Origin of the sequence: Sphingopyxis sp. (assembly GCF_035998905.1) — a bacterium.
Taxonomy (GTDB): domain Bacteria; phylum Pseudomonadota; class Alphaproteobacteria; order Sphingomonadales; family Sphingomonadaceae; genus Sphingopyxis.
The window spans coordinates 87973-101477 of sequence record NZ_DASYHG010000010.1 but is presented as its reverse complement, the minus strand read 5'-3'; the positions used below and the strand labels follow the sequence as shown (position 1 = coordinate 101477).

At 66.7% G+C, this 13505-nt stretch carries 14 protein-coding genes; 8 read left to right on the top strand and 6 right to left on the bottom strand.

Translation table 11 applies throughout. The features are described 5' to 3' along the window. Positions 1-73 precede the first annotated feature (73 nt). Genes VGN62_RS04365 through VGN62_RS04350 form a run of 4 tightly spaced genes read left to right on the top strand, consistent with a single transcriptional unit; the run spans position 74 to position 4275 of the window. The gene (locus VGN62_RS04365) at positions 74-559 is read left to right on the top strand and encodes a hypothetical protein (RefSeq protein ID WP_327451522.1); all 486 of its coding nucleotides are present in this window, start codon (positions 74-76) and stop codon (positions 557-559) included. 35 nt (positions 560-594) lie between these two features. Continuing rightward, positions 595-1350 carry an AIM24 family protein gene (locus VGN62_RS04360; protein WP_327451521.1) on the top strand — a complete coding sequence of 252 codons (756 nt, stop codon included), beginning with the start codon at positions 595-597 and terminating at the stop codon, positions 1348-1350. A gap of 10 nt (positions 1351-1360) precedes the next feature. Next, entirely contained in the window at positions 1361-3634 is a 2274-nt protein-coding gene (locus VGN62_RS04355) for an FdhF/YdeP family oxidoreductase (RefSeq protein ID WP_327451520.1), read from the top strand. Positions 3635-3642: 8 nt separating this feature from the next. Next, positions 3643-4275, top strand: coding sequence for a DUF1345 domain-containing protein (locus VGN62_RS04350; protein WP_327451519.1), 633 nt, complete (start codon positions 3643-3645; stop codon positions 4273-4275). Here the strand turns inward: VGN62_RS04350 and mobA are convergent. The 3 genes from mobA to VGN62_RS04335 are packed head-to-tail and all read right to left on the bottom strand — an operon-like array spanning position 4270 to position 6527. Further along, entirely contained in the window at positions 4270-4779 is a 510-nt protein-coding gene (mobA, locus tag VGN62_RS04345) for a molybdenum cofactor guanylyltransferase (RefSeq protein ID WP_327451518.1), read from the bottom strand. The two genes, VGN62_RS04350 and mobA, sit on opposite strands and share 6 nt — an antisense overlap. Beyond that, positions 4776-5579, bottom strand: coding sequence for a formate dehydrogenase accessory sulfurtransferase FdhD (gene fdhD, locus VGN62_RS04340; RefSeq protein WP_327451517.1), 804 nt, complete (start codon positions 5577-5579; stop codon positions 4776-4778). The genes mobA and fdhD overlap by 4 nt, the downstream gene beginning before the upstream one ends. A 33-nt stretch (positions 5580-5612) precedes the next feature. After that, on the bottom strand, positions 5613-6527 hold the full coding sequence (locus VGN62_RS04335) for a LysR family transcriptional regulator (RefSeq protein WP_327451516.1): 915 nt from the start codon (positions 6525-6527) through the stop codon (positions 5613-5615). Between the two features lie 86 nt (positions 6528-6613). On the opposite strand from VGN62_RS04335, the gene VGN62_RS04330 reads away from it, so the two are divergent. From VGN62_RS04330 to VGN62_RS04320, 3 genes are read left to right on the top strand one after another with little or no spacing between them, the layout of a single operon-like run. After that, on the top strand, positions 6614-7648 hold the full coding sequence (locus VGN62_RS04330) for an aldo/keto reductase (RefSeq protein WP_327451515.1): 1035 nt from the start codon (positions 6614-6616) through the stop codon (positions 7646-7648). A gap of 14 nt (positions 7649-7662) precedes the next feature. Beyond that, positions 7663-8826 (top strand): MFS transporter, encoded by a 1164-nt coding sequence (locus tag VGN62_RS04325; RefSeq protein ID WP_327451514.1) that lies wholly within the window; start codon positions 7663-7665, stop codon positions 8824-8826. Between the two features lie 40 nt (positions 8827-8866). Then, complete coding sequence (locus VGN62_RS04320; RefSeq protein WP_327451513.1) at positions 8867-9526, top strand: MOSC domain-containing protein; 660 nt, start codon at positions 8867-8869, stop codon at positions 9524-9526. Here VGN62_RS04320 and VGN62_RS04315 read toward each other — a convergent pair. Further along, complete coding sequence (locus VGN62_RS04315) at positions 9523-10419, bottom strand: AraC family transcriptional regulator (protein ID WP_327451512.1); 897 nt, start codon at positions 10417-10419, stop codon at positions 9523-9525. The two genes, VGN62_RS04320 and VGN62_RS04315, sit on opposite strands and share 4 nt — an antisense overlap. Positions 10420-10513: 94 nt before the next feature. Here VGN62_RS04315 and VGN62_RS04310 point away from each other — a divergent pair, with 94 nt between their 5' ends. Then, positions 10514-11251: an SDR family oxidoreductase gene (locus VGN62_RS04310; protein WP_327451511.1), complete on the top strand. Its 738-nt coding sequence runs from the start codon at positions 10514-10516 to the stop codon at positions 11249-11251. A gap of 5 nt (positions 11252-11256) precedes the next feature. Here VGN62_RS04310 and VGN62_RS04305 read toward each other — a convergent pair whose 3' ends face one another. Both VGN62_RS04305 and glpD read right to left on the bottom strand, forming a co-directional pair. Next, the gene (locus VGN62_RS04305) at positions 11257-11823 is read right to left on the bottom strand and encodes a DUF1579 domain-containing protein (RefSeq protein WP_327451510.1); all 567 of its coding nucleotides are present in this window, start codon (positions 11821-11823) and stop codon (positions 11257-11259) included. A 56-nt stretch (positions 11824-11879) separates the two neighbouring features. Beyond that, entirely contained in the window at positions 11880-13430 is a 1551-nt protein-coding gene (gene glpD / locus VGN62_RS04300; protein WP_327451509.1) for a glycerol-3-phosphate dehydrogenase, read from the bottom strand. Positions 13431-13505 lie beyond the last annotated feature (75 nt).

The window sequence follows — 13505 nt, the reverse complement described above, 5'->3', positions numbered from 1 at the left end:
CGTCCTTGGAAAGCCCGCGGTGCAAGGCTATGGAAGGAACGGCGATCATGGAAGAGGTGGGAACAGGAACGGTATGAGCATGCTTCGACGGCTCGGCCGCCTTTTCGGCGGGGAGGGGGCAGCGCAGGAGAATGAGCGCGCCGCGCCGCCGCCGGCCGCGCCGCCGCCACCGAAGGTCTTCGATTATAAGGACGACCGGATTCCCGACAGTGCGCAGGCCAAGATCGCCCATATCCTCGAATCGATCGAGGCGGTCGAAAAGGCGATGGAGCGCGAGCAGGTGCCGAGCTTCAGCCGGGTCGACACCGGCCAGATGCGCGACGTCCACCTGCCGCAGCTCGTCCAGAGCTATATTGACGTCCCCGCCAGCCACCGCGGCGAGATTTTTCGCAAGACGGGGAAATCGGCGAGCTTCCTGCTCGGCGCGAGCCTCGACCGGCTCCAGGAGCGCGTCGACGCGATGCTGCGCGACCTTGCCCAGCACGACATCAACGCCTTCACCAACAATATGCAATTCATCAACGAACGCTATTCGGACGACGATAATCCGTTCAGGTGACAGGCCGTTCAGCTAACAGGACAGGGGTTTTTTGGATGAGCGAGTTTCGCAGGCTGGAAGAAAGCGTCGAGGCGGTCGGGGTGCGAATCGAAAAATACCGCTTCGTCGAAAAGCGGCTGGTCACCCGCGGCATCCCGACCGCCGAAGGCGGTTTCCACTATATCGCCGAAGCCACCGACATCTTCCAGCTCTGCATCACGCTGACCGGCGGCGCGATCCTGCTCGAACCCGGCGCACTCCAATATATGCACGGCAAGATCGAATCGACCGTCCAGCAGCATGAGGATCGCGGATTCCTGAGCCGCGCGCTCGCGTCGGCGGGCACGGGCGAATCGGCCTTTGCGACGAAATTTTCGGGGCATGGGACGATCTGGACCGAGCCCGGACGGCGCAACTTCATCATCGGTGCGATCGACGGCGACGCGCTGCTGCTCGACGACAAGGCCTTTTACGCCTGTTCGTCGGGGATCGCGCTGACCACGCACCGCCACAACACGGTGGCCGGGGTGCTCGGCGGCAACGGCCTTGTGCAGCCGAAGATGGCGGGCGCGGGCGTTTTTGCGGTCGAGGCGCCGGTCCCGGTCGAGGAGATCGATATTGTCGAGCTCGACGGCAGCAAGGAACTGACCGTCGACGGCGATTATATGCTGATGTTCTCGGCCGAACTGAACGTGTCGATCGGCCCGCTGGTGAAGGGGCTGCGCAATGCGCTGCGCAGCGGCGAAGGTTTTGTGTATAAGCTGAACGGCAGAGGGTCGGCATGGCTCATGCCGACCGCAAAGGTCAGCTAGCCGAAGCACGATGGCGAACACCAAACCCCGGTACCGGACCTACAACAGCCCCGCGGGCGGCTGGGGGGCGGCCGCCGCGACCGCGAAGGTGCTGCTCGAACAGAGCGTCGTCACCAAGGGTTCGCGCGCGCTCCTGTCGATGAACCAGCCGGGCGGCTTCAAATGCCCGAGCTGCGCCTTTCCCGACGCGACCTGTACCAAGAAGCTCGAATTCTGTGAAAATGGGGCGAAGGCGCTCGCGCACGAGGCGACGAAGTTCCGCGTCACGCGCGAATTTTTTGCGCAGCATAGCGTCACCGACCTGATGGCGCAGTCGGACTACTGGCTCGAAATGCAGGGGCGGCTGACCGAGCCGATGCGTTACGACGCCGCGACCGACCATTATGTGCCGGTGAGCTGGGACGACGCTTTCGCGCTGATCGGCACGCACCTGCGTGCGCTCGAAAGCCCGGACCAGGCCGAATTCTACACCTCGGGCCGCACGGCGAACGAGACGGCGTTCCTCTATTCGATCTTCGTGCGCGAATATGGCACGAACAATTTTCCCGATTGTTCGAACATGTGCCACGAGCCGACGAGCCGCGGGCTGCCGCCGTCGATCGGGGTCGGCAAGGGCACGGTGATCCTCGACGATTTCGAACATGCCGAGGCGATCTTCCTGATCGGGCACAATGCCGGGACCAACGCGCCGCGGATGATGACCCCGCTCGTCGAGGCGCGAAAGCGCGGGGTGCCGATCGTCGCGGTCAACCCGATGCCCGAACGCGCACTGATCCAGTTCACCGAACCGCAGGACATCGTCCAGATGGCGACCTTCGGCTCGACCGATATCACCAGCGAGTTCGTGCATATCAAGGTCGGCGGTGACCTCGCGTTGCTCAAGGGCATGATGAAGGTACTGTTCGAGCGCGAAGCGGCGGGTGAGCTGCTACTCGACCATGCGTTCATCGCCGAACATACGTCGGGTTTCGACGCGCTGAAGGCCGATATCGAGGCACAGAACTGGGCCGACCTCGTCGCCGCGGCGGGGATCAACGAGGCGCAGATCCGCCGCTGCGCCGAAATCTACATCCGCTCGAACGCGACGATCATCTGCTACGGCATGGGCGTCACCCAGCATCAGCAGGGATCGCAGCTCGTCCAGCAGATCGCGAACCTGCTGCTTCTCAAGGGCAATTACGGCAAGCCGGGCGCGGGCATCTCGCCGATCCGCGGCCATTCGAACGTGCAGGGCGACCGCACCGTCGGCATCGACGAGAAGCCGACACAGGCCTATCTCGACCGGGTGCGCGACGTTTTCGGTTTCGAACCGCCGCGCGGCCACGGGCATCATGCGGTTGAATCGGTCGAGGCGATGCTGGCGGGTACCGCGAAAGTCTTCATTGGCCTCGGCGGCAATTTCGTCCGCGCGGTGCCCGACACCGATCGCTCCTACGCCGCGATGCGAAAGCTCGACCTGACCGTCGGCATCGCGACCAAGCTCAATCGCGGCCATCTCGTCCACGGCAAGGATGCGCTGATCCTGCCGGTCGTCGCGCGTTCCGAACGCATCGAAACCGCGAAGGGCGAACAGTTCGTAACGATCGAGGATTCGATGTCGAACGTCACCGCCTCGCGCGGCGTGCTCGACCCCGCGAGCCCGCACCTGCTGCCCGAGACCGAGATCGTCTGCCGCATGGCGATGGCGACACTGCCCGAAAGCAAGGTCGACTGGGCGCGCTACATCGACGATTACGGTCTGATCCGCGACAAGATCGCCGAGGTCTATCCCGCGCTCTACGAAGGCTTTGCCGAGCGCATCAAGGCGCCGCTCGGCTTCCACCTCGACATCCCGCCGCGCCGCCGCGCCTGGGCGACCCCGAACGGCAAGGCCAATTTCCTCGTCCTCCCCGGGCTCGCGGTCAACGCGCCGGTCGACGATCCCGACATGCTGCGCCTCGCCACGGTGCGCTCGCACGACCAGTTCAACACGACGATCTACAGCTACAACGACCGCTATCGCGGCGTGTATAACGACCGCATGATCCTGTTCATGAACGCCGACGACATTGCGGCGCGCGGGCTGGAGGCGGGGGCGAAGGTCGCGCTCGAAACGATCGGCGCCGACGGCATTGCGCGGCGCGTCGACGGGCTCACGATCCTCGACTATCCGATGTCACGCGGTTCGGTCGCGGGCTATTATCCCGAACTCAATCCGCTGCTGCCGCTCGCTTTCTACGACAAGACGAGCGGCTGTCCGGCGGCGAAGTCGATCCCGGTGCGTGTCGTCGGGGCCGCGGTTTGACGCCGCCGATGGCCGTCGGCAGGCATATCGCGCCCGTGCGTTTCCTGATCTTTCCGCTCGTTCTGGTCGCGGCGGCGGGAGCGATGCTGGCATCGGGAATCGATCCGCGCACGGCGTTTCTTTCCGGTTTCGACGTCGCCGCCTTCGTCTTTCTCTGCTCGCTCGCGCCGCTCCTGCGTGCCGACGCCGTGCAGATGCGCCGCCGCGCCGCGGACAATGACGCGAACCGTCTCGGCCTGCTCGCGATTTCGGTATTGCTGTCGCTGGTGATCCTATTTGCGGTGGGGACGCTGATCGCCAGTCCGGCCAAGCTGGATCGCTGCGACGTCATATTGATCATCGCGACGCTCGCGTTCGCCTGGCTGTTCGCGAACATGGTGTTCACGCTCCACTATGCGCATCTCTATTATTTGCAGAAGGACGGGCGCGACCGGCGCGGGATCGAGGTGCCGGGGGTGCACGAGCCCGGTTACTGGGACTTTCTCTATTTCGCCTTCACGCTCGGCATGACCTTCCAGACGTCGGACGTCACCATATCGGGCGCGCATATGCGCCGCGTCGTGCTCGGCCATTGCATGGCGGCGTTTATCTTCAACATGGGCATTTTGGCGTTCACCGTGAACGCCATCGGCGGGTCATAGCCGCGTCAGCCGGTCGAGGTCTGCGGCGCTGTTGACGTTCGGCGGCACGAAGTCGCTCGCCACAGCGCGGGCTCCGATCCGGCGGGCATAGGCCCGGACAGCGAGGTCGCTTCCGTCCTCCAATATGGCCCGCAGGTCGCTGATCGATCCAACCGGCCACAGCCCGATCACCGGCTGCGTTTCCAGAAACGCCGGCGCGGGTTCGAGCAGCGCCCGCAAATCATCGGGCAGGCGCACGCAATCGACCGGTGCGGTCAGCAACCGATCATATCCTCGCTCCGCCGCATGGATCAGCGCCCCCGCAATCCCGCCGAGCGGCCCCATGCCGGGCCGCGGCCAGTCGGCAATCTCGCCCCGCCCGACCACGATCACCGCATCGCAATGCGGGCCGAGCGCTGTCGTCGCATGATCGAGCAGCGTCCGTCCATCGAGCATCGCGAGCGCCTTGTCCGACCCGAAGCGGCTCGACCGCCCGCCCGCGAGCACCGCGCCGAGCGTCTTCATGCGATCATCCCGTGCGGGTCGCTGATCACCAGCGCCGAGTCCGTCCGCGCCAGCGCGACAAGCGTCAGCCCCGCCGCCGCAGCGCGCTCCGCCGCAAGGCTCGTGGGCGCCGAGATGGTGACGAGCATCGGACAGCCCGCACGCACGGTCTTTTCGACCAGTTCGTAACTGCACCGCGCCGACAGCAGGACAAAGCCGGTCGTAGGGTCGATCCCCGCACGCGCCAGCGCGCCGATCAATTTGTCGAGCGCATTGTGCCGCCCGACATCCTCGCGCACCAGCCGGATTTCGCCGCCGGGCGAACAGAAGGCCGCGGCATGCACCGCGCCGGTTGCGCGCCCGAGCGGCTGATGCGCGCCGAGCGCCGCCAGTGCCGCCGCGATAGCATCCCGATCGGTGGCGATACGCGCGGTGACCGCGGGCAGGGGACGCAGCACCTCCTCGATATTCTCGATCCCGCAGAGGCCGCAGCTGCTCTCGCTCACCCGCTTGCGCGCGCGTTCGAGCGCGATCGCATTGCGTTCGGGCGGTAACCAGATGCGCAGCGCCCAGCCGCCCTCGATCGCCTGCACATCGACGCGCCCGATCTGGCCCGTCGTCTCGACCAGCCCCTCGCCCAACGCAAAGCCGAAGGCATAATCCTCCAGGTCGGTGGGGGTCGCCATCATTACCGCATAAGCGATGCCGCCGACTTCGACCGACACCGGCGCCTCGATCGGCACGCTGCGGATTCCCATGCCGTCGCCCGTTTCGCCAAGGCCCAGTCGCCGGACCGGAAGGTCGATCATTTCCCTAGTCATGGCCGCACCCTAAACCATCGGTGCCCGGCTGTCTCACCCCCCACGCCCCAACCGCTCGACAAGGAAATCGACGAACACCCGCACCCGCGCAGGGGTGTTCGCGCCGCCCGCGAATACCGCGTGGATCGCCTCGATGTCGCCCGGGTTATAATCCTCCAGGATCGGCACCAACGCTCCGGAATCTATCTGGTCGGCGATGCTGAAGGCGCCGACGCGCGCAATGCCGACCCCCGCCGCGGCAAGCTGTCCCAGCGTCTCGCCATTGTTCGCCTCGATGTTGCCCTGCACCGACAGCGCATAGTCGCGCGTCCCGTCGCGGAACGGCCACACCGGCTCGGCGCGGCGGAAGTTGAAGTTGAGGCAGTTATGATCGTGCAGATCCTCAGGGGTGCGCGGCGTTCCGTGCGCCGTCAGATAGGCAGGGGAGGCGACGATGACGCGGCGGCTTTCGCCGAGCTTGCGCGCGGTCAGCGGGCTGTCGGCAAGCGGGCCGAACCGGATCGCGACGTCGGCCTGCCCCGCCGCGATATCGACGAGCCGGTCGGCAAGGCTGATGTCGACGAGGATATGCGGATAGAGCGCGACGAACTCGCCGATTAGCGGCACGATCGTCAGCCGCCCGTGCGCCTGCGCTGCGCTGACGCGCAGCCGCCCTCGCGGCGCGCCCTGATCGGCGATCGCCTGTTCGGCATCGCCCAGATCGGCGAGGATGCGCCGCGCCGCGCGCAGATAGGCCTCGCCCTCGGGGGTGAGCGTCAGAGCGCGGGTTGAACGCAGGAGTAGCCGCACGCCCAGCCGCGCCTCGATCCGGTCGATCGTGCGGCTGACCGCCGACGGGGTCAGTCCGAGGCAGCGCCCGGCCGCCGAAAAGCTGCCTTCCGCGACCGTCGCCGCGAACACTTCCATCGATCGCGCGCGATCGCCGCCGCCATCCATCTTTGCGTTCATTTCAAAAATCCTTCGCCTGTGCTGGCGCTACTCCGGCTGGGGCACGGAGTCCATCTATGCTTCCAACGCAACCGAAAGGGTGGATCATGGACTATCGTCAATTGGGATCGTCGGGGCTCCGTGTCCCGGCTTTGAGCTTCGGAACCGGCACCTTCGGCGGGCAGGGGCCTTTGTTCAGCGCCTGGGGCACGAGCGACGCGGCGGAAGCGCGGCGTCTCATCGACATCAGCCTCGACGCCGGGGTGACGCTATTCGACAGCGCCGACGTCTATTCGAACGGCGCGTCGGAGGCGATTTTGGGCGAGGCGATCAAGGGCCGCCGCGATGCGGTGCTGATTTCGACCAAGACCGGGCTGCCGATGGGCGACGGGCCGCAGGATTGGGGCGCCTCGCGCAGCCGGCTGATCGGCGCGGTCGAGGCTTCGCTGCGGCGGCTCGGCACCGACCATATCGACCTGCTCCAGCTCCACGCCTTCGACGCCTCGACCCCGGTCGACGAATTGATGGACACGCTCGCCACGCTGATCGCGGCGGGCAAGCTGCGTTATGCCGGCGTCTCCAACTATCCCGGCTGGCAGCTCATGAAGGCACAGGCGGCCGCCGACCGTCGCGGCACGCCGCGCTTCGTCGCGCATCAGGTCTATTATTCGCTCATCGGGCGTGCCTATGAAGCCGACCTGATGCCGCTCGCCGCCGATCAGGGGATCGGCGCGCTCGTCTGGAGCCCGCTCGGCTGGGGGCGTCTCACCGGCAAGATCGGCCGCGACCGCCCGGTTCCGGCGGGCAGCCGCCTGCACGAGACCGAACAGTTCGCGCCGCCGGTGACCGAGGACCTGCTCTACCGCGTGATCGATGCGCTGGAGGCCGTCGCTGCCGAAACCGGCAAGACGGTGCCGCAGGTCGCGATCAACTGGCTGCTCCGGCGCCCCACCGTGTCGTCGGTAATCATCGGCGCGCGCAACGAGGAGCAGCTCCGGCAGAATCTCGGCGCGGTCGGCTGGGAACTGACCGCCGAACAGGTCGCGGCGCTCGACGCCGCGAGCGACGTCCTACCGCCCTATCCGCATACACCCTACCGGCAACAGGCGGGCTTCGCGCGCCTCAATCCGCCGCTCGTCTGATCGGAAGAACCGACATGAAAATCAACTTTCCCCTCCTTGCGCTCGCGACGGGTGCCTTCGGTATCGGCATCACCGAATTTGCCCCGATGGGGCTGCTCCCCGACATGGCCGAGGGGCTGGGGGTTTCGATCCCCGCCGCCGGGCTGCTCGTGTCGGCCTATGCGCTCGGCGTCATGCTCGGTGCGCCGCTGATGACGCTCACCACCGCGCGGATGAATCGCCGCACTTTGCTGATCGGCCTGATGGCGATCTTCACGCTCGGCAATTTCCTCTCCGCCATCGCGGGCGATTACACGACGCTGATGGTCGCGCGCGTGATCACCTCGCTGAACCACGGCGCCTTTTTCGGTGTCGGCTCGGTCGTCGCGGCGAGCCTCGTTCCGCCCGAAAAGCGTGCGAGCGCGGTCGCGGCGATGTTCATGGGGCTGACGCTCGCCAATGTCATCGGGGTACCGCTCGCGCCCTGGGTCGGCGAAACCTTCGGCTGGCGTACCGCCTTCGGCGCGATCGCCGTCTGGGGCCTGATCACCATGGCGGCGCTGCGTTTCGCGCTGCCCGATATCGGTCGCGATACGGGCGGCAACATGCTCGCCGAACTCGGCGTGCTGAAACGCCGCGAGGTGCTGATCGCGCTCGCTTTGACCGCGATTGGCTCGTCGGCGATGTTCACGGTCTTCACTTACATCGCGCCGATCCTGACCGAGGCGACGCACGCAGGGACGCTGTTCGTGACCGCGATGCTGGTGATCTACGGGCTCGGCCTCACTGCCGGCAACTGGCTCGGCGGCGTCTTTGCCGACAAGTCGATCGACCGCACATTGATCGTCTCGCTCGCCGGGCTCGCCGCGACGCTCGTCATCTTCGCGGGCGCGATGTTTCAGCCGCTCGCGGCGGCGGTCACCATCTTCGTGTGGGGCGTCGCGACCTTTGCCATCGTCCCGCCGCTCCAGATGCGCGTGATGGAGGCGGCGTCCGATGCGCCCAATCTGGCCTCGGCGGTCAATATCGGAGCCTTCAATCTCGGCAACGCCGTCGGCGCTGCGGTCGGGGGCGGGGTGATCGGCCTCGGGCTCGGCTATCCGGCGGTCTCGTTCGCGGGGGCGGCAATGGCGCTTGGCGGTTTGGCGATCGTGCTCGCGACACGCGGACAAAAGTCTCCGGTGCTAGCCGAAGCCTGAAGATTGCCATTTGCGCGGCCGGGCCTATGCAATCGGCGGCATGAAGACCTCGATTCTCGCTGTCCTGACGGGCAAGGCGCGCCCCTTTCGCGGCGATGAGCCGAGCGCGATCGGCAAATTGCCGGTCGCCGATGCGGTCACGGTCGATGCGATGGGGCTCGTCGGCGACGAACAGGCCGACCGCAGCGTTCACGGCGGCATCGACAAGGCGATCCACCATTATCCCGCCGACCATTATGACTGGTGGCGCGGCCAGCTCGGCGCCGCGCCGCTGCTCGATGCGGCGGGCGCGTTCGGGGAGAATATCTCGACCATCGGCCTCGACGAAAACAGCGTCTTCCTCGGCGACCGCTTCCGCCTCGGCAGTGCGCTGGTCGAAGTGACGCAGGCGCGCCAGCCGTGCTGGAAGCTCGACCATCGGTTCGAAACCAAGGGCGTGATGGCGGGGGTGGTGAAGACGCGGCGCTCGGGCTGGTATTACCGCGTCCTCGAACCCGGCACCGTGCGCGCGGGCGACGATCTGGAGCTGGTCGACCGGCCGTATCCCGAATGGCCGCTCGCCTCGCTCTTCGGCCTGCTCATCGGCGGCGAGGCGAAGGATCGCGTCGCCGACCTCCGCGCGCTCCGCGACGTGCCCGTGCTCGCCGAAACATGGAAGGTCCGCCGCGCCAAGCTCGCCGACCAGTTCGGCGCGGATTAGGCGGTCATCGCAAAGCGCTTCGGCGGCAGGCCGACGTGGCGGGTGAAGGCGGTGCTGAACGCGCTCGCCGATCCATAGCCGACGCGCGCCGCAATCTCGTCGAGCTTGCCCGCGCGGCGGCGCAGCAGATCCTTGGCGATACTCATCCGCCAGCCCTGCAGATATTCCATCGGCGGCACGCCAACGGTGCGCGCGAACCGCTCGAAGAAAGCCGAGCGCGACAATGCCGCTTCCTTCGCGAGCGCCGCGACCGTCCATGGCCGCGCGGGCGCCCCGTGGATCTGCCGGATTGCCGCCGCCAGCCGCGGATCGCTTAAGCCGCGCAGTAGTCCCGGCGGTGCATCGTCGCCCTCGACCGATCGCAGCGCCTCGACGATCAGCACCTCGACCAGCCGCGACAGGATCAGGTCGCATCCGGGCCGCTCTTCGCCCGCCTCCTCGCGCACCAGCCGCACCAGCGTCGCCAGCCGCTCGGCACCGCGGAGGTGAATGAGCGCGGGAAGCTGCGACACCAGCAGCGCGGCGTCGGGCGATTCAAAGACGAAATAGCCGCCGAGCATCGTCACATCGGGCGCGCCCTCCTGCCGGCCGTGACGCACTTCGCCGGTCAGGTCCGCCGCCGCGTGCGGATCGATCTCGACCGGCTCGGCGGGCTCGAACCCGCCCATGGTGAAGCCCGGCGTCGCGGGCAGGAAGATGAAATCGCCCGCCTCGATCGTCACCGGATCGGCGCCGCCCACTGACAGGCGGCAGGTTCCCTCGATCACCGTGCAGAACCCCGGATGCCCGAAATCGCCATAGCGCACCGCCCAGCCTCCGGCGCCGCTGATCGCTTTCGCAAACACCGTCCGCGGGCGCAGCAGAGCGATCAGGTCGGACAAGGGATCGGTCATATGGACTATCTCGAATGAAATATGGATTTCAGATTATAGATAGTCCGGAAGGCGTCGTCTAGCGTCCTTTCATCACCCCGAGAAAGGAACATATATGAAAACCATCCTCATCACCGGCTGCTCGTCGGGTTATGGCCTTGAAACCGCGCGTCACTTCCATGCGCTTGGCTGGAATGTCATCGCCACGATGCGCAATCCCGCCGCGGCACCTTTGACCCCTGCCGACCGCCTCCACCTCCTCTCGCTCGACGTCACCGACCCCGACAGCATCGCGCTCGCGCTCGAACGCGCCGGACCGGTCGATGTCCTCGTGAACAACGCCGGTATCGGCCTGTTCGGCGCGCTCGAACATTCGCCGATGCAGAAGATCCGCGACGTTTATGCCACCAATACGCTCGGCACGATCGCCATGACGCAGGCGGTAATCCCGCAGATGCGCCGGCGCGGTTCGGGGACGATCGTCAACGTCACTTCGTCGGCAACGCTGGCCTCCTTCCCGTTGGCCGCCGCCTATACGGGCAGCAAGACCGCGATCCAGGGCTTCACCGGCAGCCTCGCGCACGAACTCGCGCCGCTCGGCATCGCGGTGAAGCTCGTCGAACCCGGCTATGGTCCGACGACCGCCTTTGCGAGCAACACCGACATCCGCCTCGAAGATGTGCTGCCCGAACCCTATGCGGCTTATGCCGCCCCGATTCTCGCCGGCATGGCCGAACCCGCGCTGTTCACCACCGAGGCCGACGTCGCGGCCGCGGTTTGGCAGGCGGTGCACGACCGGAGCGGCCGGTCCCATTTCCCTGCCGGGGCCGATGCGCTGGCGCTCGCTGCCTGACCTGGTCAGGCGCGGGTGAAGTGCATCACCCAATTGACCTCCCACGTCGCACCGCCGTCGGTCGAAAAGGCTTGTTCCCATTTCGCCGACCGCGGCGTGATATCCGACCAGCGGAAGCGCACGGTCACCGGCGTCCCCTTCCAGCTGTCTTCGGCAAGGAAGGCGCCGACGCCGCTCTCGAACGTCCCGCGCACCGGCACGTCGAGCCGGTCGGTCGCGCGCGAATCGAGCCACCAGATCGCCCATTGCCTTGTCGCGGGATCATAGGCGCGGAGGCCAACGCCGCGATAGGTCTCGTCCGGCGTGTGGAAGATATTGTCGTCGACATTCGCCGCGCCGCCGAGGATCGGCCAGTTTTCGCAGCTACCGTCGAACTCCATCCAGTCGTTGCTGCCGACGAGCCGCTCGCGAAGCTTGCGGTGTCGGACGTGCCAGCGGCCGACGAGGAATTGCCAGTCGCCGCCGGCGGCCGGCGGGCCTGCCGCGTTCGCCGCCGATCCCGCCAGTGCGGCGGCGCCGCCGGCGAGGGCGATCTCCAGCGCGCTGCGGCGCGTCATATTCATGTCGATCATCATTAGTCTCCTTTGCGTAGGAGACCGGTCTAACGGGGCCTACCTGACAATCTTTGTCAGTTATTTATCCGGCCTTCGAAAAATTCCGGATCGGCCAGCCGCGCTTCGGCAACCAGCCGCTCGATGTGTTCGGCGAGGCGGGCAGCCTCGTCGGGGGTGAAATGGAGCCCCAGCTTGCTTCGCCGCCAGAGGATGTCGTCGGGTTGGCGCGCCCATTCGTGCGTCACCATCCAGCGCAGTTCGGCGACGCTCAGCCCGTGCGCGATTTCGCCGCCGAGCGCGTCCCATCCGGTCGCGTCGCCCAGCCAGCGCCGCGCATCGGTGCCATAGGCCTGGACGATACGGTCGACCGTCGCGGCGGTCAGGAAAGGGTGGGCGAGCTTATATTCGGCCTTGAGCGCAGCGGCGCCGGTGACCGGGAAATCGCCGCCGGGCAGCGGCGCCTTCGCCGTCCAGTGCTTGCCCGAAAGCGCGGGGATATGGTCCGCCAGCTCGTCGACCGCGGCCTCGGCGACATGGCGGTAGCTGGTGATCTTGCCGCCATAGATGGTGAGCAGGGGCGCCCCTTCTTCCATGTCGAGGTCGATGCGATATCCGCGCGTCGCGGCCTCGGGTTTTCCCGACCCGTCCTCGATCAGCGGCCGGACGCCCGAATAGGTCCACACGACATCGGCGGGGGTGACGGGGGTGCTGAAATAGAGGCTCGCGCCTTCGCACAGATAGGCGATCTCTTCGTCGCTCGCCTTCGCCTCGCTCGCCGGCCCGTCATGATCCTGGTCGGTCGTCCCGATCAGCGTGAAATCGCGTTCGTAGGGGATGGCGAAGAAGATGCGGCCGTCGGGAAGCTGGAAGAAATAGGCATAGTCGTGCTCGAAAAGCCTGCGCACGACGATATGCGATCCGCGCACCAGCCGCATCCGGTGATCGGGTTCGGCATCGGCGCGCTTCAACAGGTCGAGCACCGCCGGTCCCGCCGCATTCACGACGCTGCGCCCGGTGAAACGATAATGCTGGCCCTGATCGTCGCGTGCATCGACGGTCCACAGCCCGTCCTCGCAGCGCAGCATTTCGGCGTGCGTGCGCGTGCGGACCCGCGCGCCGCGATCCGCGGCGTCGCGTGCGTTGAGCGCGACGAGCCGCGCGTCGTCGACCCAGCCGTCCGAATATTCGAAGCTGCGGACATATTGCGGTTGCAGCGGCGCGCCCGCGCTGTGGCGCCTCAGGTCGATCGAGCGCGTCGCGGGCAGCTTCTTGCGCCCGCCGATATGGTCATAGAGGAAGAGGCCGAGCCGCAGCAGCCAGCGCGGGCGCAGCCCGTCGCGATAGGGCAGGACGAAGCGCAGCGGGCGGATGATGTGCGGCGCGATGCCCCACAATATTTCGCGTTCCTTCAGCGCCTCGCGCACGAGGCCGAATTCATAATGTTCGAGGTAACGCAGCCCGCCGTGGATCAGCTTGGTCGACTTCGACGAAGTGCCTTGCGCCAGATCGCCCGCCTCGAGCAGCAGCACCCGCGCGCCGCGTCCGGCGGCGTCGCGTGCGACCCCTGCGCCGTTGACGCCGCCGCCGACGACGATGACATCATAGGGCGGCGGGGCGTCGTTCATCGTGCGGTTTCCTAAGCCAAGTTGGCCACGCTTGCCAATGGCAAGACATCGTATGCGGCTTACGTATGCGCGTTG